The organism is Pseudobdellovibrionaceae bacterium (assembly GCA_023954155.1).
Classification (GTDB): Bacteria; Bdellovibrionota; Bdellovibrionia; order Bdellovibrionales; family UBA1609; genus JAMLIO01.
Genome location: JAMLIO010000007.1, coordinates 113,808 through 135,095, shown reverse-complemented (window position 1 = coordinate 135,095; position 21,288 = coordinate 113,808). Strand labels below are relative to the sequence as shown.

General features: G+C 39.4%; 17 protein-coding genes. 7 read left to right on the top strand and 10 right to left on the bottom strand.

Annotation, left to right across the window (positions count from 1 at the left end; genetic code table 11):
* The first annotated feature begins 16 nt into the window (after positions 1–16).
* Both M9899_09430 and M9899_09425 read left to right on the top strand, forming a co-directional pair.
* A complete protein-coding gene (locus M9899_09430; protein ID MCO5114381.1) occupies positions 17–2,146 on the top strand; it encodes a hypothetical protein in 2,130 nt (709 codons plus the stop codon).
* Positions 2,147–2,159: 13 nt separating this feature from the next.
* A complete protein-coding gene (locus tag M9899_09425) occupies positions 2,160–2,795 on the top strand; it encodes a hypothetical protein (protein ID MCO5114380.1) in 636 nt (211 codons plus the stop codon).
* 179 nt (positions 2,796–2,974) lie between these two features.
* Here the strand turns inward: M9899_09425 and M9899_09420 are convergent, their stop codons facing one another.
* The 3 genes from M9899_09420 to M9899_09410 all read right to left on the bottom strand — a co-directional run bounded on the left by M9899_09420 (position 2,975) and on the right by M9899_09410 (position 7,652).
* On the bottom strand, positions 2,975–4,813 hold the full coding sequence (locus M9899_09420) for an ABC transporter ATP-binding protein/permease (GenBank protein ID MCO5114379.1): 1,839 nt from the start codon (positions 4,811–4,813) through the stop codon (positions 2,975–2,977).
* Positions 4,806–6,554 (bottom strand): ABC transporter ATP-binding protein/permease, encoded by a 1,749-nt coding sequence (locus M9899_09415; protein ID MCO5114378.1) that lies wholly within the window; start codon positions 6,552–6,554, stop codon positions 4,806–4,808. Before M9899_09415 ends, M9899_09420 begins: the two co-directional genes overlap by 8 nt.
* Before the next feature lie 126 nt (positions 6,555–6,680).
* The gene (locus M9899_09410) at positions 6,681–7,652 is read right to left on the bottom strand and encodes a hypothetical protein (GenBank protein ID MCO5114377.1); all 972 of its coding nucleotides are present in this window, start codon (positions 7,650–7,652) and stop codon (positions 6,681–6,683) included.
* Between the two features lie 119 nt (positions 7,653–7,771).
* Here M9899_09410 and recO point away from each other — a divergent pair, with 119 nt between their 5' ends.
* Positions 7,772–8,425: a DNA repair protein RecO gene (gene recO / locus M9899_09405; protein MCO5114376.1), complete on the top strand. Its 654-nt coding sequence runs from the start codon at positions 7,772–7,774 to the stop codon at positions 8,423–8,425.
* 10 nt (positions 8,426–8,435) lie between these two features.
* Positions 8,436–8,987, top strand: a complete 552-nt coding sequence (locus M9899_09400; GenBank protein ID MCO5114375.1) for an HAD family hydrolase — start codon at positions 8,436–8,438, stop codon at positions 8,985–8,987.
* Here M9899_09400 and M9899_09395 read toward each other — a convergent pair.
* Positions 8,977–9,942, bottom strand: a complete 966-nt coding sequence (locus M9899_09395) for a tyrosine-type recombinase/integrase (GenBank protein ID MCO5114374.1) — start codon at positions 9,940–9,942, stop codon at positions 8,977–8,979. The two genes, M9899_09400 and M9899_09395, sit on opposite strands and share 11 nt — an antisense overlap.
* A 225-nt stretch (positions 9,943–10,167) precedes the next feature.
* Here M9899_09395 and M9899_09390 point away from each other — a divergent pair, with 225 nt between their 5' ends.
* On the top strand, positions 10,168–11,217 hold the full coding sequence (locus M9899_09390; GenBank protein ID MCO5114373.1) for a sigma-54 dependent transcriptional regulator: 1,050 nt from the start codon (positions 10,168–10,170) through the stop codon (positions 11,215–11,217).
* Positions 11,218–11,400: 183 nt separating this feature from the next.
* Here the strand turns inward: M9899_09390 and M9899_09385 are convergent, their stop codons facing one another.
* The 6 genes from M9899_09385 to M9899_09360 form a co-directional block, all read right to left on the bottom strand.
* On the bottom strand, positions 11,401–12,795 hold the full coding sequence (locus M9899_09385) for a sigma-54 dependent transcriptional regulator (GenBank protein ID MCO5114372.1): 1,395 nt from the start codon (positions 12,793–12,795) through the stop codon (positions 11,401–11,403).
* A complete protein-coding gene (locus M9899_09380; GenBank protein ID MCO5114371.1) occupies positions 12,792–13,907 on the bottom strand; it encodes a HAMP domain-containing histidine kinase in 1,116 nt (371 codons plus the stop codon). Before M9899_09380 ends, M9899_09385 begins: the two co-directional genes overlap by 4 nt.
* Complete coding sequence (locus M9899_09375) at positions 13,904–14,536, bottom strand: hypothetical protein (GenBank protein ID MCO5114370.1); 633 nt, start codon at positions 14,534–14,536, stop codon at positions 13,904–13,906. The genes M9899_09380 and M9899_09375 overlap by 4 nt, the downstream gene beginning before the upstream one ends.
* Positions 14,533–15,735 carry a hypothetical protein gene (locus M9899_09370; GenBank protein ID MCO5114369.1) on the bottom strand — a complete coding sequence of 401 codons (1,203 nt, stop codon included), beginning with the start codon at positions 15,733–15,735 and terminating at the stop codon, positions 14,533–14,535. The genes M9899_09375 and M9899_09370 overlap by 4 nt, the downstream gene beginning before the upstream one ends.
* Positions 15,736–15,997: 262 nt before the next feature.
* The gene (locus M9899_09365; protein ID MCO5114368.1) at positions 15,998–16,693 is read right to left on the bottom strand and encodes a hypothetical protein; all 696 of its coding nucleotides are present in this window, start codon (positions 16,691–16,693) and stop codon (positions 15,998–16,000) included.
* Positions 16,694–16,808: 115 nt separating this feature from the next.
* Entirely contained in the window at positions 16,809–17,702 is an 894-nt protein-coding gene (locus tag M9899_09360) for an alpha/beta hydrolase (GenBank protein ID MCO5114367.1), read from the bottom strand.
* A gap of 504 nt (positions 17,703–18,206) precedes the next feature.
* Here M9899_09360 and M9899_09355 point away from each other — a divergent pair.
* A complete protein-coding gene (locus M9899_09355) occupies positions 18,207–20,672 on the top strand; it encodes an AAA family ATPase (GenBank protein MCO5114366.1) in 2,466 nt (821 codons plus the stop codon).
* Positions 20,673–20,742: 70 nt separating this feature from the next.
* Positions 20,743–21,267, top strand: a complete 525-nt coding sequence (locus M9899_09350; protein ID MCO5114365.1) for a hypothetical protein — start codon at positions 20,743–20,745, stop codon at positions 21,265–21,267.
* Positions 21,268–21,288 lie beyond the last annotated feature (21 nt).

Genomic DNA, 21,288 nt, shown 5'->3' with positions numbered 1-21,288 from the left:
ATTTAATGGGAGAGTTATGAAAAAGACCCTAGTGATTTTTATGAGCTGTTGGTTAAGTGCTCTATGGGCGCATGCTCAAGACAAAGCGGACCAACAAAAGGTGCTAAGGGTAGAGGGACAAACACGCCTTTACAATTATTCCAGAAACCCAGTGACAATCAAAACTATACCAGTATTTGATTTCATGAATAAGAGTGTAACTCAAGGGTTCCAGATGGTAGATGTCAAGGAGACGGTTCCTAAACTTGACTTACAAAGAGAACCTAAAATTCAAGCTCCAAGTGCGTATACTCTTGGGGTGGGTAATTTTAGGGCTCTTAAAGTGAATGACCTTCCAAAATTAAAACAAAATGAGTCTCCCACATTAAAATTTGATTTTGCGGCTGTTGAGCCTAAAAAAATCAGAGAATTTAATGATGAAATTTCTGGTTTTAAAGAAGGAGAAGTGGTGCAGGTGGCTATGGTTACGGCTATTAAAGCCACTTTATCTACGCCACCAGAGATTAAATTAAAGCCTGCTCAGTTAGAAGATCCTATGGAAAGAGATTTTTTAACTTTGGCTATTTTATATCATGAAAGACAATCATGTCCTGAAGTAATGCCTTTAGGTCATTATCTAAAAAGTAAAGGATACAACAAACCCGAAGTGGATTTCTTCTTAGGGTCTTGTCAGCACTCTAGAAAACTGTACTCTGAGTCAGTTCCTTTATTAGCATCGGTTATCAAAACAGGTGTGGACCATTACACGCATCTGGCTGTAGAAGCTCTATTGGAAGACCTGCCAACAGGTTATGATCAAGTGATTGCTGAAGCTTTGGCTCCAAAAGAAGTTTATAGACAGCTGACTCAATCGCAAAAAGACTTTTATAACTATATTTTAGCTAAAGGTCGTTTTATTAACGCCAAATATTCTGATGCCAGCAAATTGGCTGAAATCGTGTCTCCTTCAAGCAAATACTATAAAGACGCTCAGTATTTGCACGGAGTTTCAGAATACATGCAAGACAATCCGACAAAAGGGATTAAGATTCTAAGTGGTTTAGCCAGTGCGCTAGATAAGAACAGTGACCTTTATAGTTTGGTTCAAATTGCTTTAGCAAGATTTTATTTTGAAGTGAAAAACTATAATGAGTCTATGAAATCCTATGAAGCCGTGAAGAGAGAACACCCCTTGTGGTTTGACGCTCTAATGGAAAAAGGTTGGTCTCAAGTAAGATTGAAAAAATATCCTGAAGCTATTGGAAATATGTACACTTTACATTCTCCATTTTTTAAGGCTGTTTTTAAACCAGAAACTTATGTGATTCAAACAATTGGTTATTTAAATATGTGTCAGTTCGGAAGTGCAGACGAAACGCTTTCGATTTTAGAGAATGAATATGCTGCGTGGAAAGATCAAACACAGGCTTATTTAGATGCAAATAAATCAACATATAAGACACTTATGACTTATATGTCATCTAAAGATTCTACCAAGGATGTAGATGGACTTCCTGCATCTGTGATTCGCGAAATGGGTAGAGATAAAGAGTTTCTTGTTTTACAAAAGAAATTGAATAACATCATTGATGAAATTAACTTCTATCAGTCTGCTGTACAAGAGATCATGAATCTTAGAAATACAATCAAAACTGATATTGCCAATTTGGAAAAGCAAGTAGAAGGCATTAACAATGAAGTGGTAAAACTTGAAAAACGCAATCGTATGGACAAAGTTCAAGAAAAAGAAGCTGAACTTTCTGCAAAAAGCCAAGAACTTATCTTGCAGAACTACAGAATCTCTTTAATTGATCAAGGTCTGTCTACATATAGAAACTTAACAGGAAATTCCACTAAGCGTGTGATGAGCATTCGTGATGCTTACATTCAGGATGCAGAAAGAACACTACGAGGTGCTTTAGTTACTGTGGATTCTAGGCTTGCAAAGGTTTTGAAAAACAACGACCTTTTAAGATATGAGATCTATGCGAATTCAGGAAAGAACATTCGTTATAGAGCCGCTGGTGGACAGGTTTCAAACCGTGTTCCTGCCAAAGAAATTAAAAAAACAAAGAAAGATTATGGTTGGTCCTTCAAAGGTGAATTCTGGGCCGATGAAATTGGTAAATTCGTTGCAAACGTTCCGGACCTGTGTCCAAAAAAATAATAGGGGTTAGAAGATGAAAAAGACAATTTTAACAATAAGTTTATTTGTGTTGCCATTAGTGGCAAAAGCGCAAGTTAATATTGATCAGAAGATGCAGCTGATGAAGACAAACGTTGAACATGCAGATTACAACTTAGAGCAAAATAAGAACAATATGAATATTTCTGCTGATAACGTGAAAGAACTCACTCGCGTATTAGGTGAGCTGACAAAGCTTAAATCTGATGGCGATAGAGACATGAAATCTGCGGCCGAGAATTTGAAAGTTCTTTCTGATACTAAAGTCAGATATGAAGGTTACATCAAAGAAGAAAGAGAATTTATTGCGAGCGAAGAGAAGAACATCCAAAAAGTAAAAGCTTTAATGGATCAAATCACTGAAAACATCGCTCAACGCCGTAAAAATATTGATTCTTATCAAAAGTTTTTAAACAGTGTGGATGGCAAACTTGCTGATTGGGAAAACAAAAGAAGAACAGTAGCGTCTACTTTAGAAATGGTAGATCAAAAGACAAAAGTCGCTGACCAAGAAAGAAAAGTTTGGTTAGAAAAGACAAAACTTTATAAAGATGAAGCGGGCAAATGGGCAAAGCAAAAGAAAGTGTCTGAGGTCAACTTAGATATGTTCAACAAAATGCGCAGTAAATAAAAGCCCTACGTATGTTTTAAAAACCCCAAACTAACCCTTGGGATTCAAAAAAGCACTCTTTTAAGAGTGCTTTTTTATTTGTAGAACGAGTAATCGAGTAATGTATTGGCGGTCTAAAAAAGTTGATATTACTAAAGTCGAGCGCCGAGGTATATATTTACGTATGACAGATGAGCCTGTCACAATAGCTCATCAAAAAAAGAACTGAAATCTCCAGATTTATTTTCTAATAGGTACTCAGGTGGACCCATCTCAACAATCTCTCCATCTTTAAGTACAATGACAAGGTCAGAATTCATGACAGTACTGAGTCGATGAGCAATCACAATAGAGGTACGTCCATGTAACACTTGGTTCATTGCAGCGAGCACCTGTTTTTCTAACACAGAATCAATATGTGAGGTGGCCTCGTCTAAGATGACAATGCTAGGGTCAAACAGCAGTACGCGAGCAAGGGCAATGAGCTGTTTTTCCCCCGCACTCAGATTAGACCCCATTTCTTCCACGGGAGCATCAAGAGACTGCTTGATAAAAGCCCTTTGCCTGATCTCTTCAACTTTTGCATCGTTTGCGACTACATTTCCTAAAAGAATATTAGAGCGAATAGTGCCTTTAAATAAGAACTCCTCTTGTCGTAGGACTACAATATTGCGACGAAGCTCAAGCAGATCAAAGGAGTTAATGTCTTGACCTGCTAGGAATAGAGTTTGATCCTGAGGTTGGTAGAATCGTTGTAATAAGGATACTAAAGTAGTTTTACCGCTGCCTGTACGTCCAACCAGAGCTACTTTTTGGCCTGAATTGATTTTGAAGTTTAAACTATGAAGGGTGGGCTTACCGCTATTGCGGTCCTTAGCATTACTAAATTGTGTGTTTGTAGAGGTCGCCGTCGGAGCATTTGTGCTCCCTAAATAAGAGAAACTTAAATCCTTCGCTTCAAGAATAGTATGCTGGGCAGGTATTCGAGACAGTTGAGATTTCAAAGTCAACGAGGCGGTGGATGTTGGGGACACCTCGACGATTGCAAGAGGACTTTCTGTGCCCTCTTGTAGGAGCCCGATGATGCGTTGTGAACTGGTCACCCCGTTTTGGACTTGGTTATACTTTTCAAGAATATAACGAAGAGGTCTAAAGAATCCTTGCAAAAGTAAAATAAAAGCACTGATGTCACCTACGGTGAGCATCTGGTGATTGATCATGAGTAGGCCAAAAGCAATACTTAAAATAATACAAGCCACTTGAAACATTTCCAGAATGGGCCATAGTTTAGCGAATAAAACGTGAGCTTCCAGTTGAAGGTTTTTATAATCTTCAACTTCTTTAGCAAAATGTTGTTGGGCTTTTTCTTCACCGCCATAAAGTTGCAAAACTTGGATTCCGTCTAGGGATTCAGCACTAAAAGTGTTAATGCTTGAAAGTTTAGATTTAATCACAATATATTTTTTTCTGATCTGTTCACTTAAAAGATGAGTCATCCAAAGTACAGGGGGAAAAGTCAGTAAGACAATAAGAGCTAAGGGCCAAGCTACCCAGAATAAAGAAATAAGTATCGAGGCAATTTCTATGAGGTTGATCAGAATTCCTGCGAATCCTTCAGAAAAGAGGTCGCCCAAACTTCGGGTGTCATTGGAAATTCTAGTTACAATACGACCCGAATCCGTTTTATCAAAAAATTTCATGGGCAGTCTGTGAATATGATCTACGAGATCCTTACGAATAGAAAACAAAGTCTTTTGCCCCAGATATCTAAACCCGTAGGAGCACACAAAAGACAGAATACCTCGAACTAAATTACAGGCCAGTAGAATAACAGCATAAAAATAAATTTTAGAAAGGTCCTTTTCGTTCATGCCAAAATCAATCGCCCAACCAAAGACAATAGGAATAAGACGTCCTGCAATGACAAACACAACAACCGTAAAGATTAAAAGAAACACAGTGATCTGGTAATTTTTAAGATAGGACCACATGAAAAGAAAATAGCTGCGTAAGTCATTCCCTGTTTTAGGCTTATTCATGTGTTGCCCCCATCTTGTGACCGTTTTTATGAGAAGCATAGAGATTTTGGTAAAGAGCGCAGCGCTCAATCAGCTCTTGATGTGAACCGATATCTTCGATTCGACCTTGGTTTAAAACTAGAATTTTATCTACCCAATCAATATTTTGAATGCGGTGAGAGCAAATGATAAAGTTCATAAAATTGGAATTCTTTAAGCCTCTGAGCGTGCCCATGATCTTCTGCTCTGTAGAAATGTCCACAGCACTTAAGGAGTCATCTAAAATTAACCATTGGGGTTGGGCGATCAGCCCACGAGCTAAGGTCAAGCGCTGTCGTTGACCTCCAGAAAGTCCAAGTCCTTTTTCTTGCAGAGGAGTTTCATATCCCATAGAGGTTTGGGCAATCTCGTCGGTCATCTCTACTTGTGAGACGAACTTTTGTAAACTCTCTTCAGAGACATTGTGGAAGTGGGTAAGGTTGCCTTTAATGCTATTCTTAAACAGAAATACATCCTGGGGAACCAAAGTGATGACATTTCGGTACTGCTCTTTTTGAATTTCTAGAATAGGAGTATGGCCGTATAGAACTTGGCCTTGGTCAAATACCAAGCTACGTGATAAAATTTGTGAGAGGGTCGACTTACCACACCCGACAGGCCCAACGATGGCCATAGATTCATTAGGTTTAAGTTCAAAATTGATATCATAAAGAGCATAACTTAAAGAAGAGGGATAGTTGAATTTCAAACCTTCTACTTTTAAGCTGTATCCTTTTTGAGTTTTGACATGGCCTGGAGGCATTTCTTGCTCTGAATCTAGAGTTTCTTTGATGCGATCAAAGGAACTTGCGGCTTCTTTATACATCATAAATGAAAGCCCAAACGCAGTCATGGGCCAGATCATACGTAGGAGATATTGATAAAACGCAAAGAACTCACCTAAAGTGACTTCACCCCGAATGACATCTTGGGAGCCAAAGAATAGCAAAGTGGCCGTTCCAATCATAACAAAAAACTCTAAAGTAGGGCTAAACGCTGCTTCGATGCGGTCTACTCGAAGACCATAATCTTGTAGCTTGGAGTTGATGGGAAAAAACACCTTAGACCGAAAACCTTGCAAACTTAGGGACTTAATGACTTTGATCCCAGACACTGTTTCTTGCGCAAAACTGGTCAGCTCTCCTGTTTCATCCTGAAGGGCGCGGTATCTTTTGCTAAAGGACTTTTCTAGACCATAAGTAAAAAATGGAATCAATGGCATAAATATTAAACATTTCCACGTCCATACCCAGCTTATTGTAAGCATGAGTGGCAATAGGCAGGCGACATAAATAAGAGCGTCAAAAAATATTAAGATTCCAGGGCCGATACCCATTCTGAAGTTATCAATATCTTGAGTTAGTAGGGTCATTTTTTCACCAGTGGCAGTGCGCTGATGTTCACTGACTTTAAGACGTAGCATTTTTTTAAATAGAATATTGCGCAAGTCTGCGGCAACCTGTTGGTGAAAACGAGAAAAATAAATACGCCAAAGATATCTAAACACGGCTGTACCCAAGGCAATCAAAATGAGCATCACAATATAAGTGCTAAAACCTGTACGATCCGTTTGCATAATTAGATCAATGGTTTTACCAATGAAGTAAGGCCCTGCCACATCAAAGGCGTTGGTAAGAAGTAAAGTCATAATACCTAGGTTAAAGTTTTTTTTGTGCTTTTTTATAAAAAACCAAAAAGGATGATTCAGAAGCGAAGGTGTCACCTGAAACTCCTCTGCGGGTGACGCAGAGGCAGAAGCGCTAACATGTGAATTTGAATCTGGCTTCAAGGCTGAAACTCCATGGCTTAAGACTCTATTCATATAATAGAACGGGGGGATATGGTAGGTTTATCTATTGCCAAAAGGAAATGGGATGACTTGCCCGTGGCCTGTGGCTCCAGAGGAGGGCGCACTGCCGTCTTTTAAAAACTGCCGACAACGTAAACCCGAGTGATGTTGAGAAATGGATAAGATTTGGGCCTGACGTTGAGGTGGCTCAGGGTCAAAAGCTTGACCACTACGAAAGCGATCTAACATCTGTTCTCGACCAATGTGGGCTTGGGTTCTAAGCTCTACTAATTTTTGTATTTCTGGTGACTTACTTAAAACACCTTCCATGGTTTCAGCAAGAGTGGTCAGTCTGAGCTCACCTGTAACAAGCTCAAAATTTTGAGAACGAATTTGGATCACTTCTAGGGTAGGCACTTCAATATTCGTGCGCTCAATTCGTGATGTGGGTGTAAGCAGGTCTTGCAGTTGTAAAAAAGGCAGTTGCAAAATCTTTAAGGGCTTACTGATCACAGGTAAGAAAAAGGCTCGTCCATCTGAAAAGTCTTTAGCATTTAATCGTGAAATATCTTTGAATTTACTCAGATCTAGTTCCTGTTCAGGCACATCCATGGTGGCAATCAGATCTGCATTTCCATTCATAAACATGGTGACAAAGTGAGAGCGTTGTCGCGTGGACAGTTCAATGTTGATATGGGGAATCAGGCGCTCTAGACTTGTGTCTGTCGTGGTGTCGGTCACATGCAAGAGAACTGGTTTTTTTAAAACCAAGCGAAGGTTTTCTTCTTCTGTAAAGAAAACTTGGGCTTGGACTGCAATCTTTTTTTCACTGAGGATATGCGGCAGGGGCAAAACCTTATCTGCTTTAGCGGGGGTCAGACGATATTCACTTTTACCTAAGTCTTTAAGGTCAATCTCGATAGAGAATTCACCCACGTTGATCTCTTGGGCTAAAGATACAGGAAGCCATGAATGGAACACTCCTAAGGCCATAAGCAGAAATATAAATGATGTCTTTAGGGCGTGCTTCATTCTTTTTAAGTCCTCGGTTTTATAAGGGTAATCGTTTTTTTTAAAGCAATAAATGTTCCTTTTTAAAAGGGTTAAAAGGGAGTTTGGGGTGGCTTATATGCCATTTGAGAGCGAAGATTATGGGCCATAGGGCCGTCTTTTGTCTTTTATTTGAATCTCAGGCATACTCCCAAGTTGTGAGCCTACTTAAGCAAAAAGCCCTTATTTTAAAAAAAACTCTGTATCAAGAGTCAGACCTGATTTTAAAAGTCCTCACAGGCGAGGGTGAAAAATTAGACGTGATGGCCAAAGGTGCTTTGCGCAGTAAGAAGCGTTTTGGCGGTGGAGTTTTAGAGCCTCTGAATTATGTCGAGCTGACTTTTGCTCCGAATAAAAATCAAAACAATCATTGGCGACACCTTAATGAAGCCACTTTGATTTATGATTACTCTTTGGTTCGTACCGACTATGACCGCATCAAGCTGGCCTTATACTTTTTGAAGGTGATCACAAAGATCGAATTGGAAAGTGGGTCTTCGTATGTGTTTGATCTGCTTTTACATGCTCTGAGAGCCGTAGAAAAGGCAGAGCAGCTGGCGATTTTAAAGTGTCAATTTGAAGTTAAACTTTTGTACCGCCAAGGTGTTCTGCTTATAGACAGTGATCTAGAGCCCTTCTTAAAAACTTCAATGTACGACTCTCAGCAATTGATGAAGTACAATGTGCAAGATATGGTAAGGCGAACCTCTTATGAGATGGAAAATTATTTTGAACAACTTTTAGAGTTAAGTTAGTAAGGGATATATGTCATATACCGATGCCTCTTATCGTAAAACTAATAAAGCTTTTTTCTTAGATCGAGATGATACCTTGATCAAAGATTTTGGGTATTTGGATGATCCAGGTAAAGTGGAGCTGTTAGAAGGTGTTGTGGAGGCTCTTAAAAAAATCAGGCAGCAAGGGTACAAGTTGCTCGTGATCACCAATCAGTCTGGTTTAACCCGTGGGTCAGTGGGTGTTGAAAACTTAGAACTCATTCATCAAAAAATTTCAGATCTTTTTGCTCTTGGGGGAGTAAGGATTGATGGATATTATTCTGCCCCTTACCAGCACAATCATCCTAGACGCAAACCAGGCGCGGGTTTGCTGGAAGAGGCAGCCACAGACTGGGGCATAGATTTTTCTAGGTCTTGGATGGCAGGTGATAAGTGGCGTGATTTATATGCGGGTTGGACCAAGGGGTGCCGCACTCTTTTAGTGAATGAAGCCCCAGAGCAGCGTGCTTTATTTCAGAATTTTCAACCTGATTTGATCTTACAAGATTGGTCTGAGTTTGTCTCACTTCCTACTTCTTAGACAGAGGATGGAATTGTTCTAAGCTTTGCAGAAGCTGGTCTCGATCCAAATGGGCATACACTTGCGTAGATGCTAAAGAGCTGTGTCCTAAGAGTTCCTGTAAATGTCTAAGATCAGTATTTTCTCGTAACAGATGTGTGGCATAGCTGTGTCGGAACATGTGTGGATGCACGGGCTTGTGAATTTCAGCTTTGAGTCCTCGGCGTTGAATCCAATTGGCGACAGTTCTTGGGGTTAGTGCCTTTTCGCCATAAATATAAGACCAATTATTATGAGTGGCTAAGTCTAAGGCTTCTCCGATAGGGGCCATCATAAATTCAGGCATGATGGCAAAACGTTCTTTTTTTCCTTTTCCAAAAATCAAAGTGCGCTTTTGCTCAAGGTCAATATTTTTTATTTCAACCTGACAGGCTTCATGGATACGTAGTCCGCAGCCGTAAAGATATAAAAAACAAATCCACTCATTACGATACTTTTCAGGCTCAGCTTTTAAGTCTTTTTTGAGTGATTTAAAATAACTTAAGGTTTCATCTAGGTTTAAGTATTTGGGCAATTTTATCGGGGTCTTAATACTAGCGATCTGATGAGTGGGATCTTTATCAATGTAGTTGTGCTCTAAGCACCATTTGCTAAAACCCTTGAGGCTAGAGATTTTTCGCTTACGGCTGACGGCTGCAAGCTTGGCTAAACTGGGTTTAAAGAGGTCAAAAGCATGGGCCAGAACCTCACTGTTTAAAAGAGGGTCTTTCATTAAGCCTATTTTTTTATCATTTTTTGAAAAACTTAGTGATTCTGGTGGGTTATATATAAAAATTCCATTTAAGAAGGGTTTAAAGAGCTGATTCAGGTCGGAGATGTAGTTGGTGCACGTATGATGGGTGTACTTTTGTGAAAAGCATACATAATTCAAATACTTATAAATAGCCTCTTGCAGGCTGAGTTTTGGGGCTCCCATATAATCTTTACAATTTTAAAGGAAAATCTGTCTTTCGTACAAAAAAACTTGCATATATTTCAAGCATGCTGTAAAAAAGTCCTAATGCTGCGTATCATAAATGTGAGTAAGCAGTAAGGAATTAAAACTATTAGGAACGTTTGCTGTCATTAAAGGGGGTTTGGTCTGTAAAAGGTCAAGGCAATGGTGGTTTGCGTCCTAAGCTAAAGCTAAGGAGTGGCACGTATGTCAAATACCTATAACAGACCCCTTTCTGTGGGTGAACCTAGTCGCTTGATCCAGAAGATGGATTCTATTCAAGGGGCTAAAAAAGAGATCGTCTACCAATCTGAGATCATGTCACAGATGATGAAGATGGTGGATCGAGTAGCTCCGTCTAATGCTACGGTATTAGTGTTAGGTGAAAGTGGAACGGGCAAAGAGCTGATTGCTCAAGCCATCCACGAAAAAAGCCAACGCAGAAACCGTCCTTTTGTAGCCATCAACTGTGGAGCCTTAAGAGAGACTTTATTAGAGAGTGAACTTTTTGGTCACGAAAAAGGTGCTTTCACAGGAGCTTACTCTAGAAAGATCGGTTTAGCCGAAGCTGCTAATGGTGGAACTTTGTTCTTGGATGAGATTGGTGAATTGACTCCTGGAATTCAATCTAAACTTTTACGTTTTTTACAAGAAGGCGAAATCTTTAGAGTAGGTGGTAAAGAGCCTATTAAAGTCGACATTCGTTTGATCAGTGCAACGAACAAAGAATTAGACAAAGAAGTGGCCAAAGGTGGATTTCGAGAAGATCTTTTCTACCGTATCAATACTATTGTGATCAATTCTCCGCCTTTAAGACGCAGAAAAGAAGATGTCCCTATGTTGATCGAACACTTTTTAACTTTTGGTTCGCATAGATATTTAAATCGTGGAATGAAAATGAGTGCAGAGGCTATGGACATGCTTTTAAAGTATGACTGGCCAGGTAACATTCGTGAGCTTCAAAACGTCTGTGAAAGACTACAAATTTTATCTGAAGGTGAAGTGATTTATCCAAAAGATCTACCTGACTTCATCAAAAACCCAGACAATAAATTTGTACTTGATGATTACGATCCAAGTATCACGGTGCATGAGCTTGAAAAACGCTACATCATCAAAGCCTTAAATCACTTTGATGGGAACAAGACTCAAGCTGCAAATGCTTTAGGAATCACGATTAAAACTTTATATAACAAGTTACACGAGTATGGTGAGTTTGATCGCTTTGCGGTTCATACAAAAATGACTGTGAAGTAATAAAAAGTAAAACCAACAAATAAATACACATAAATATTGTTAAAAAAAAGAGCTACCTGATGGTGGCTTTTTTTTATTTGGCAAGGTACGCATTATAGGGCAGTCCGCCTAAATGTCTGCTAGATCTTAACTTGAGTCGGTGATTAGCGTTTGACCTATCCCCATTCTGTAAGCGCTTAAAAATCACGTGAGGTATTCTCTTTTTTGAATCTGATACTGTTTGATTTTTTTATGGAGATGAGTTCTTTCGATTTCTAACTGTACGGCGCAGGCAGCAATGTTACCTTGATGTTTTTTTAGTGACTCAATAATAAATCGTTTTTCCATGTCCTCTTTAAAGGACTTTAAGCTGAAGTGTCCATAATCCTCGAATCCATTCACGGATTTTCTGGAGTTTGTTTTGGTGTGGCTTTTCTCCAAAAATCCTAAGTTTAGAAAGTCACTTTCGACTAAACGTTGCTTCCCAGTGATAGCAATTCGCTCCATAATATTTTTTAACTCACGTATATTTCCTGGCCAATCGTATTCCTTAAGGCGATCGTAGAGTTTATTATCAATGATTTTTTTGGGCATGGAGTTTTCTTGAATGAAGGTTTCTAAAAAATATTGAGCCAGTTTGGCGATGTCTTCTTTTCGTTGGCGAAGAGCAGGCGTTTTAATAGGGAACACATTAAGTCTATAAAATAAATCCTCTCTAAACCAACCTTCAGCCACTCCCTTTTGTAAGTCCTTATTGGTTGCGGCAATGACTCTGACATTCACCTTGATGATCTTTTCTGAGCCCAGTTTTTGAATTTCCTGCTCTTGTAAAGCGCGTAAAACTTTGGCTTGAGCCGATAGGTTCATATCCCCAATTTCATCCAAAAAAATGGTGCCTTGATGGGCAAGCTCAAAATATCCTTTTTTGGTTGAGATAGCTCCAGTAAAGGCGCCTTTTTCGTAACCAAAAAGCTCACTCTCGATTAAGTTCTCAGGAATAGAGCTACAGTTCACTTTGATAAAAGGCTTGGTGGAGCGTTTACTTAAAGCACAAATTCTTTTGGCAACAAGCTCTTTCCCTGTCCCACTTTCTCCTGTGATCAAAATAGTACTTTGTGTGGGGGCCGCTTGTGAGACCGCGTTTAAAACCTCTTGAAAAGCTTTGCTCTGGCCAATGATAATATCGCTGTCCTTGAGCAAAGTTTGATTATAAAAAGCCAATTTTTCTTTAAGTGAGCTTATCTCTTGGACATTTTTTAAAGTGGCGATGAGTTTGTCTGGGGCAAAAGGTTTTTCTAGAAAATCAAAAGCCCCTAAGCGCATACCTTCGGCCACTTCGGATAGACTTGCTCCTGATGAAATAAAGATGACAGGTGTTTGATCATTGAGGGCTCTGACCTTTTGGTAGAGCTCAATGCCTGTCAAGTTTGCATTGAGTTTAATATCTAGTACATAGGCCTCAAATCCTCGTTCTTCATTGATCAATCTGAGTGCCATTTCGTAGGTGTCGGCAGCAGTGACTTCAAAGCCTTCGGACTCTAGACTTAACTTAATGCCTAGGCGTAAATTTTTATCATCATCGACAAGCAAGATCTTCATGTGTTCTCCGATTTATAAATAGGAAGTTTAATTTCAAATAATGCCCCATTGCTACAGGGGCGAACATTGAGGTCGCCTTGATGTTTGATCATGGTGGCCTTTGAAATGGTAAGACCCAGACCACTATGAGAGGATTTTTCTTTAGTGGAAAAATAAGGTTTAAAGACTTGTTCTAAATCTTTGATGGCTATTCCCTGATTAAAAACATCAATTTGAATATAGGCACCATTGTGCTTCTTGGTTACAATTTTAAAAAACAAAGTGCTTAAGTCGGGATTAGCCTCTTGGGCATTTTCAAATAGGTTTTGTAAAACCTGTGAAAAAAGTCCTTTATCCAGTTTGACATAAAGATCTTGAATTTCACAGTGGTGTTCTACTTCGATGTTGGTGTAAACATCACTAAACTTACTTAATGTTTCTGTAAGATATTGATCAAACTCCACTATGGTCAGCTTAGGATCAGGCAATGAACCAAATTTATTAAAAGCTTTGAGATGGGCCGAAAGATTTTGCATTTCTTCGCGCACAATTTGGGAAGCCTCATCAATGGTGTTTAAGTCGTTCTTTTGAGCTGCTTTGATAAGGGTATTAAGCCAAATTTCTAAAGGAGCAAGGGGTTTTTTAATCTCGTGGTTCATCATTTTGATGATATCTGATACGTTTTCAAATTGTTTGAGATAATTCACCCGTTCCATTTCTATTTGCAGCTGTTGGTGGGTTTTGGCATACAGCTTGGAAATCAAACCCGAGATCAACATACCCAGCAAAATCACTACACCTGTAAACGCTCCAAAAAACAGTAAATAGGTCTTTTTTAATGACGTCTTTATATTATCCCACAATAGATTTTGAGAATTCAAAAGAGCTTGTTTTTCGTGAACCTTCTCGAATTGTTCTTTATACTGAGCTTCTTTGTTTTTATTTATTTTTGAAAGATCTTTGAGTGCTGACTGATATCCATCAAGGCTTTCAGAAAGATTGATCTTTTGTGCCACATCGGATTGGTAACTGATCAGTTCATTAAAGGCTAGGTATGAAAAATAAAAAGGTATCGCACCCACTAAAAGTAAAATGCTGATCAGATAAAGTCTGATTTTAAAAAGACGGCTCATTTTTCACCTTCTTTTTTTTGTCGTTGATTTTTAATATGAATCACAATCTCCTGATCAGACCCGTAAATGGAACGATCTAGTTGTTGTGAAACCACTTTATTGACCACACCAGCCACAAAAGCATTGGTGCTGCTTCCAAGCTCTAAGCTGGAAGGGCCAACGAAACGCTCGGCCATCCATTCTTTAATCAATTTGGATTGAGCTTTGGTGATAGGGTTTACAAAAAAGATCACCTCTATATCATAGGATTTTAAGTCTTTTTTGAACTCGTCTGAAAAATGCTGATCAATGGAGCCTATACTATGGACAAGTTGATTTAAATTTTTATACTTTTTAATCGCACCATCATCAACCTTGGAAAGGTACTCTTCATCCCACAAATCATATTTAATATTAAGCTTAGAGTGAATGACAACCTGGGAGTCCTTGTCTCTTTGATAGCGGATAACTTTTAGGATTTGACTGGACAAACCACTTTTAAGAGTGGATGTGAGCGTTTCATTATTAAGTAAAATTTTTGAGATTTTGTCTTGGGTGTCTTTGGAGTCAATTCGATGTTCGACTCCGTAAGCTTGGGTGAAATGAATCAATGTGAGTGCAAAGGCTAAAGGTATAAAAAGGCGGATCATAATCCACCTCCTACAACTTGCAATCGCACAAGACCATAGTCTTTATGTCTTAGTTTGACACCCGCAGTGATAGAGGCTTCAGAGTCTGAGCCACTAATTCGATTAAAAGCAGGCGAAATAAAGTATCTGATGTCTGATACTGTTCTTTCGCTTTGATTTCTTCTGCTTTGGTAGGCAATTTCAGTTCCAATTCCTGAATTTAAGAAATTATCTTGATCAAAGAAACGATCTCTGGATTCGGCAAATAAAGAGATATACCAATTTTTCCCTACTTCACTGATCACACTGAAGTCGACGTCTCCTGTAAGTTCAGAACCAAAAATGTAGCGTTCGCCACTTAATGTTTTACTGTGACCGTCTATTAAAATCTTTAGATCAAAGCGAGCCCCATAGGTAGGAAAGAACAGATCATCTTGAGTATTATAACCATACCCCAAAGAGTAATACTGTTGATAAATGCTAAAGTCTTTGGTGGTGTTTTTAACATAGAAATGAGAACGTTCTGCAACAGTTCCTAGCGTCAAGTAGCTAAATTTTCCGAATCTTTTGCCTAACTCGAAAGAGGCTAAATAGGATTCACCACGCTGTGTGCCGCGTTTGTCGAGATCCATAAACAGATCAATATTAAAAAACCATTTTTTAGAATCAAAAAGATTCGGGTCATTGTATCTTAAAAGGGTGGAGCCAATATAACCTGGATAATATTGGTCGTTGTAGGCCGTAATAGAAGCAGATAAATTTTTACCTTTACCAAACAAGTTTCTATGCCCTAGTGTGAAGACGGTTTGGGCATAAAGCGTGTCTTTGGGTTCAGCAAAAAACTCTCCACCCGCAGAAACACTTGTTACAGTATAAATAGGACTGTCTTCCTTAACATCTATAATGAGTTTGACTTTACCCTTGTTGGAACCTTTTTCTAAGGCCAATTGTACATTAGTAAATAAGCCTAATAGTTTTAAACGTGTTCTTGAGTGATTGAGTTTGTTATCATCGACCTTTTGTCCCACGTTTAAGAGCAATTGTTTTTTTATAAAATCGCAATTTGTGATGGAGTTATTTCTGCATTCAATACTTTCGATAATATCTACGGATACAAACGGGTCATCTGTAACTGAGTCCACTGTTTGGGCATTTGTGCTCCAGCAAGCAGTGCATGTGATTACAGTTAATAACATGTGGGCTAGGGTTCTTAGTTTCATAAAATTCTCCTTTACTAATGTTTGATATAAAGGAGATTGGCAAGGTCTATTCCAAATTACGGTCCAAATGTATTTTTTAACATATTGAAATCACTTATGTTTTTAATGTGACCATGACTGGGGGTGTATTCTTTTTAATACACCTGTAATTAAAAAAAGACGATTCCATATAATGGAATCGTCTTGGGTGAATTTTATTTTAAGGTGGGTCTGTCTATTTTATGTCCTCATAGAAGTAGGGAGCCCGCAGCAGTGAAATGAATCAGAAGTAATCGTCATCATCCTCTTCTTCAATGATTTCGTCTTCGTCATCATTAAATAGATCATCTGAAGAGTCCAAATCGTCGTCTAAGTTTCCTAGGATGTCGTCGTCCTCATCGTCGTCGTTGAACTCATCAAGCTCTTCAAGACTCATGACGTTGCTGTCATCATTAAGATCTTCGTCTTCGTAATCTGCAAACACATCTTCAGATGACAAATCGTTTTTTCTTTTATCTTCAACAATAAAAGGATTGATAGGTTCAACAGTGGTGCCTTTAGATTTTACAATGTCGTCCAAGTCGGGAGCTTCTGGCTTTCTGGACTCGCGGGCGGTGACAGCTGAACCAGATGCGCCAGCGGCAATATTTTTTATATCTTTAATGATCTCTTCAGCTTTAGATTTTGAGCCAGCGGCCACTTTAGTTTTGGCAGCTTTAGCGGCTGGTTTTTTAGTTGTGGTTTTTTTAGCGACTTTTTTTGTGCTTTTTTTCTTGGCCGCTTTTTTTGCCACCTTCTTCTTGGCAGGCTTTTTGGCTACTTTCTTTTTTGTTGTTTTTTTAGAGGCCTTTTTTTTGGCTGCTTTTTTCTTTGTTGCCTTTTTAGCTACTTTTTTAGCAGGTGATTTTTTCTTAGAAGCTGCCTTTTTGGCAGGAGATTTCTTTTTTGCTGGTTTTTTAGGTGCCTTTTTCTTTGCCATTGTATGCTCCACATTGAGTTGGTTAAGTTTATGATGTGTTACTCTGTAATATTCGCCTGTTAAAGAACAACCAGCAAGATATAATTATCAGATTAAGGCTTTTCGCCAGCAGCATTTATGAGTTTAAGAATTGATTTACACAATTAAAAAAAGCCTTGGGGTGGCTTTCCATGGGGTGGTGGCTTGCATGTTCCAGCTTTACAAACTGTATGTCGCGGTGTTGGGCTAAAAAGTTTTTAAAGTTCTGGGGTCGAATGAGATGGTCTGAGGTTCCCCAAACATAGAATGTGGACTTTGGCCTAGCCCATGTTTTCTCTAAAGCGGCAGTTTTGTAAATCACCTGTGTGTAAGACAGGGAGTATCTAAAATGATTGATATGTCTAAACTTACATAAGATGGCTAGAGTCTGCTCTAAAGTAAAATTAGGTTTTGAGGTCAGATAGTGGGTGCAGGCCACTAAAATAGGATTCACAAAGAGATTGAGCACAGGGGAAAGCGGATGAAGCTTATATATGGGGGCGCGCATAATGTTGGGGCTCATGGGGGCACTGACAAGAATACATTTATCAAAATAGTCTTGGTACTTATTAAAGTTCAGTCCTGCAATCACTCCACCCATTGAGCTGCCAATCACGTGGGGATGTTCTAAATGCAGGGCCTGTCCAAAAGAGAACAGTAAATCTTCAGCAATGCTTGCCGCGTGTTCAGGTGTAGTGGTGTCGTCTGTAAGTAGAGATTCTCCCATCCCAGGTAAATCAAGAGAGTACACGCGATACTCTCGCTCAAAAAGGGATCGCACTTTGTCCCAAGACTCTTGGTTGGAAAACATCCCGTGCACAAGAATAATAGGCTTAGTGCCATGACCACTTACGCGATAGTGAATTTGGGTGCCGCTGACTTCGACATAATCATAGATATGGATTTCTTTTCTGGCCCACACTTGGCCTAAAACAAAAAGGATTCCAAAAAAGCCAAAAAAATAAATGAAAAAAAGTATTAGACTTATCATTGGTCTCCAAATAAACAGCATTCCCAGAAAACTAAAAATGACAAAAGCACTGGGTTTACCATTCAGTCAATTTCCATAAAGCGACAAACGGCAATTTCCCCTGACATAAAGTATGACCTTAACTGTGCGTCTCGTAAATGGTTTTTAGTCCAAAAACCAATAGTGCAGGTGCCCTGATCTGGATTGAAGTGGGAGCAGTCCTCGCAAGCAAAGGGAATGTTTAACGTATTGAAATCCGTAGGATGGATACGGTCCTTTTTGATGCTGGGACGTAGAGGTTTTGGGCTTTTACGTGAAAGGGGCTGAGAAGACATAAGGCCCTTATACGCCAAGCTTGACAGCTCTGCAAATGGATACACCTTTTCTTTATAAGGAGAAGCCTAAAATATGCTAAATCAAGAGAAACTGACTATCAAAACTCAAGAGGCTTTTAATGTGGCCGTGCAAACGGCAACACATAGAAGAAACACTGAGATTTTACCCAGCCACTTAGCTTGGGCCTTTATGGGGCAAAATGAGACACTTTGGTTTTTGGTTCTGGCCCAGAGCGGGATAGATATTGAGGGACTCAAGACAAAATTAAATAAGCTTGTGGCCGAGGCCCCAGTGCTTTCATCAAATCCTGAGCGAGTGCGTTTTTCAGAAGCGGCAGTCAATGTGATTTTGGCTTCAGAAAAATGGAGAACAGAACTTAAAGATGAGTTTTTATCAACGGAACATTTTCTATTGGGGTTCTATGAAAAGAAACAAAACCCTATTTACGATGAGTTAAAAGTTAAATTTAAAAAAATTGAAGATTTAAAGGAAAGAATTATGAGTTTAAGAAACAATCAAAATATTCAATCAGATCACCCCGAGGCCGAATTACAAGTGCTTGAAAAGTACTGTCGGGATCTGACTCAGTTAGCAAACGAGGGAAAGCTTGATCCTGTGATCGGAAGAGACGAAGAGATCAGAAGGGTGATTCAGATCTTAGCACGTAGAACTAAAAATAACCCTGTACTTATTGGTGAACCTGGTGTGGGTAAAACAGCCATCGCTGAAGGTTTGGCTTTAAGAATCGTCAATGGGGACGTACCAGAAATTTTACAGAATAAAAAACTAATGAGCCTAGACATGGGCGCTCTTTTGGCAGGAGCCAAATACCGAGGTGAGTTTGAAGAAAGACTTAAGGCCCTAGTAAAGGCTATCACTGACAGCCATGGAGAGATCATTTTATTTATAGATGAAATCCACACTCTGGTGGGAGCAGGAAAAACAGAAGGCGCCATGGACGCAGGACAGATTTTAAAACCTGCTTTAGCCAGAGGGGAATTGAGATGTATTGGTGCCACCACTTTGGATGAATACCGAAAGTACATTGAAAAGGATAAAGCTCTTGAAAGAAGATTCCAGTCTACACTGATCGAAGAGCCTTCTGTGGAAGACACCATCACGATCTTAAGAGGAATTAAAGAGAAGTATGAACTTCACCACGGGATCAAGATCAAAGACTCTGCACTGGTGGCTGCGGCCAAGTTGAGTGATAGATATATCAGCTCTAGATTTTTGCCTGATAAGGCCATTGACTTGATTGATGAAGCCGCTAGTCAACTTAACATCGAAGTGCACAGTGTGCCTAAGGAGCTTGATGAGTTAAACAGAACCGTAACCCGCTTAAGTGTTGAGCTTAAAGCCTTACAACAAGAGGGTGTGGAAAAAGCAAAGATCAATGAACTCAGTGACAGATTAAAAACCGTTCAAGCTGAGCAAGAGACTTTACAAATACGCTGGACTCAGGAAAAGGAAACTTTACTTAAAGCTCAAGAGATCAAAGCTGAAATTGATGAAGCTAAAAATTTAATTCTGAAGTCAGAACGAGAAGGTAATTTAGAAGAGGCCGCCAGATTAAAATATGGCCGCGTACCTGAATTGCAAAAACAATTACAAGAGTACGAAGAAAAGGCCAAAGCCAATCGTGAAGGCCTATTGCGTGAAGAGATCGGCCCACAAGAGATTGCCCAAGTGGTGTCAGCATGGACTAAAATTCCTGTATCCAAGCTCAACCAAAAAGAGTTGGACAAATACTTACAACTTGAATCTCAGTTAGAGCAACGAGTTGTGGGACAAGAAAAAGCCTTGTCTGAAATTGCCCACGCTGTGCGTAGATCTCGCGCAGAGATTGCCGACCCTAATAGACCCATAGGTAGTTTTTTGTTTTTAGGACCTACAGGGGTTGGGAAAACAGAAACTGTAAAAGCTCTGGCAGAAGTTTTGTTTGATTCCGATTCAGAAGTAGTGCGCATTGATATGAGTGAGTATATGGAAAAACACTCTGTAGCGAGACTGATCGGAGCGCCTCCAGGGTATGTCGGTTATGAAGAAGGTGGGCAACTTACTGAACGCGTTCGACGTAAACCTTTTAGCGTGGTGCTCTTTGATGAAATGGAAAAGGCGCATTCGGATGTGTTTAACGTTTTACTACAGGTCTTAGATGATGGACGCCTCACCGACGGTCAGGGGCGTGAGGTGGACTTTAAAAACACCATCATCATTATGACTTCTAACTTAGGATCAGATATTATTTCTGATGGCAGTTTATCTGAGGACGAAAAGTCCAAACGTTTGGATCAACGAATGAAAGAGCATTTTAGACCTGAGTTCTTAAATCGTTTAGATTCTGTGGTGATGTTTGAACCTCTTAAAGAAGTGGAGATCGAAAAGATCGTTGCGATCCAAATCGACAGAGTTTTAAAGCGTCTTAAAGAGAAAAACATTGATTTTGTTATTGATGAGACCGCTAAAAAATACTTGGCTCATAAAGGGTATGACCCACAATTTGGGGCTAGACCTTTGAAGAGGTTAATTGACCGCGAGATTTTAAATAAGATGGCTGAAAAGCTTTTGGCGGGCGAGATTGAGGACGGCGATAGTGTCTCAATTAAAGCAACAGATTTTGGTATTCACCTAGAAATTTCCAAAAAAGTGTAGTTCTTTTTGACAAGTCCTTAGGTGCCTAAGGACTTGTCGTTAAGTGACCGATAACAGCTTTATGAGAAGCGTGTTTGTTTTTGTTATTTTTACTTTTGCCACAACAGCTATGGCGCAAAGCTATAAAGCAGGCCAAGGGTTTCAATATCAAACTCCAAAAAAAGAACAAGAAGAAACAAAAAACAAAGGACCACAAGTAAAGGTACTGCGTTTTTACAATCAAAACAGTAAAGTGACTGATCCTTTATCTGAAGTGACAGAAGAGGCTGAAGGGGAACAAGTTCATTTTTTCAAAGTGACGGACCCTACTCTTGGAGAAAAGAAAGAAAGAGACATCAGCTCTTTGTCCGATGTTAGCATCACTGATTATGAAGTTTTAGAAAGTGTGATTCGTGACCTAGAACATGAGATGGGCATTCGCTCTATGCCAGTGGTGAGATTCCATAAGGACAATGTGCAAGTGGATGGACTGATCCAAAGACTGCGTTATATGGAACACAAGTTAGGTATTCTTAAAGAGGTCGAAGATCAAAACTTGGTGATCACGGATCGCATTCAAAATCTCAAAGATAAAATCGAAGCCCGCTATAAATAGCCGTGCGCGCCCATCCCAACA

Excerpts from the sequence above, each read along its gene's own strand:
- M9899_09360 (MCO5114367.1), bottom strand. The coding sequence starts at position 17,702 with ATGATAAGTCTAATACTTTTTTTCATTTATTTTTTTGGCTTTTTTGGA.
- M9899_09365 (MCO5114368.1), bottom strand. The coding sequence starts at position 16,693 with ATGGCAAAGAAAAAGGCACCTAAAAAACCAGCAAAAAAGAAATCTCCT.
- M9899_09425 (MCO5114380.1), top strand. The coding sequence starts at position 2,160 with ATGAAAAAGACAATTTTAACAATAAGTTTATTTGTGTTGCCATTAGTG.
- M9899_09375 (MCO5114370.1), bottom strand. The coding sequence starts at position 14,536 with ATGATCCGCCTTTTTATACCTTTAGCCTTTGCACTCACATTGATTCAT.
- M9899_09370 (MCO5114369.1), bottom strand. The coding sequence starts at position 15,735 with ATGAAACTAAGAACCCTAGCCCACATGTTATTAACTGTAATCACATGC.
- M9899_09355 (MCO5114366.1), top strand. The coding sequence starts at position 18,207 with ATGGGGCAAAATGAGACACTTTGGTTTTTGGTTCTGGCCCAGAGCGGG.
- M9899_09395 (MCO5114374.1), bottom strand. The coding sequence starts at position 9,942 with ATGGGAGCCCCAAAACTCAGCCTGCAAGAGGCTATTTATAAGTATTTG.
- M9899_09390 (MCO5114373.1), top strand. The coding sequence starts at position 10,168 with ATGTCAAATACCTATAACAGACCCCTTTCTGTGGGTGAACCTAGTCGC.
- M9899_09410 (MCO5114377.1), bottom strand. The coding sequence starts at position 7,652 with ATGAAGCACGCCCTAAAGACATCATTTATATTTCTGCTTATGGCCTTA.
- M9899_09380 (MCO5114371.1), bottom strand. The coding sequence starts at position 13,907 with ATGAGCCGTCTTTTTAAAATCAGACTTTATCTGATCAGCATTTTACTT.
- M9899_09420 (MCO5114379.1), bottom strand. The coding sequence starts at position 4,813 with ATGAATAAGCCTAAAACAGGGAATGACTTACGCAGCTATTTTCTTTTC.
- M9899_09430 (MCO5114381.1), top strand. The coding sequence starts at position 17 with ATGAAAAAGACCCTAGTGATTTTTATGAGCTGTTGGTTAAGTGCTCTA.
- M9899_09400 (MCO5114375.1), top strand. The coding sequence starts at position 8,436 with ATGTCATATACCGATGCCTCTTATCGTAAAACTAATAAAGCTTTTTTC.
- recO (MCO5114376.1), top strand. The coding sequence starts at position 7,772 with ATGGGCCATAGGGCCGTCTTTTGTCTTTTATTTGAATCTCAGGCATAC.
- M9899_09385 (MCO5114372.1), bottom strand. The coding sequence starts at position 12,795 with ATGAAGATCTTGCTTGTCGATGATGATAAAAATTTACGCCTAGGCATT.